The organism is Sporofaciens sp. SGI.106 (assembly GCF_050314255.1).
Classification (GTDB): Bacteria; Bacillota; Clostridia; order Lachnospirales; family Lachnospiraceae; genus Claveliimonas.
The window spans coordinates 1-1,094 of the sequence record NZ_JBNPMZ010000054.1 but is presented as its reverse complement, the minus strand read 5'-3'; the positions used below and the strand labels follow the sequence as shown (position 1 = coordinate 1,094).

The 1,094-nt window shown below is 44.4% G+C and carries 1 protein-coding gene; it reads left to right on the top strand.

Annotation, left to right across the window (positions count from 1 at the left end; translation table 11 throughout):
• Nucleotides 1-486: 486 nt before the first annotated feature.
• Nucleotides 487-1,094, top strand: a 608-nt coding sequence (locus ACQRCC_RS15520) for a reverse transcriptase domain-containing protein (protein WP_427851649.1), incomplete at its 3' end; no start/stop codon positions are given.

Sequence of the window (1,094 nt, the reverse complement as noted above, 5' to 3'; positions counted from 1 at the left end):
TTTTGTTTGCGCGCCATGGGCGCGCTCTAACGGGTGAAAGTCCCGAACACGCCTAGGCAACGAGGAAGTGTATAGCCGAACAGCAAGGGTGTCCATCGTGAGGTGGAATCTGAAGGAAGCTGTAAGCAAACTCTTGGTCCGACGGACAGAAATCACATATAAGGCTCGGAAATACGGATAAGTCTGCAAAAGAAGATGAAGTCCAAAAGTTGCTGGAAGTACGAGTAAATGTGGCGGATAGATGAGAGGAAAGAGCGTGCACCTTAAGCGTGGAGGTCTCACAGAGGTTTCATTAGCCTAGTAACAACGAACTGTGAGAAGTCAGCCGAACCCATAGTAGTGAAGAAGTTTCTGTAACGGAAATGGAGCGAAGGGGTGAACAATCAATAAGTTTGAGTATGTCTCGTATTGCAGAAATGACAACATCTGCCGTAACCAATCGGGTAAAAGATGGTCAAATCAAGCGAGACGGAAAGGAAAGAACGCATGGACACAGGTAGTCTAATGGAGCAGATTTTATCTAGCGATAATCTCAATAGAGCATATCTGCAAGTCGTACGAAACAAAGGTGCAGAGGGAGTGGACGGAATGAAGTACACAGAACTCAAGGAACATCTTGCAAAGAACGGCGAAATCATCAAGGAACAGCTGAGGACAAGAAAATACAAACCTCAACCAGTACGAAGAGTGGAGATACCAAAGCCTGATGGTGGTGTCAGAAACCTAGGAGTACCAACAGTAACAGACAGATTTGTACAACAAGCCATCGCACAGGTACTAACACCAATCTATGAGGAACAATTCCATGACCACAGTTATGGATTCAGACCGAATAGGTGTGCACAGCAAGCAATCCTAACAGCACTTGATATGATGAATGATGGCAATGATTGGATTGTAGACATTGACTTGGAAAAGTTCTTTGACACAGTGAATCATGACAAGCTGATGACCTTGATTGGAAGAACAATCAAGGATGGAGATGTCATCTCCATTGTGAGAAAGTATCTTGTCAGTGGAATTATGATTGATGATGAGTATGAAGACTCTGTAATAGGAACACCGCAAGGAGGATTATGCCGAGCTCGGCATAA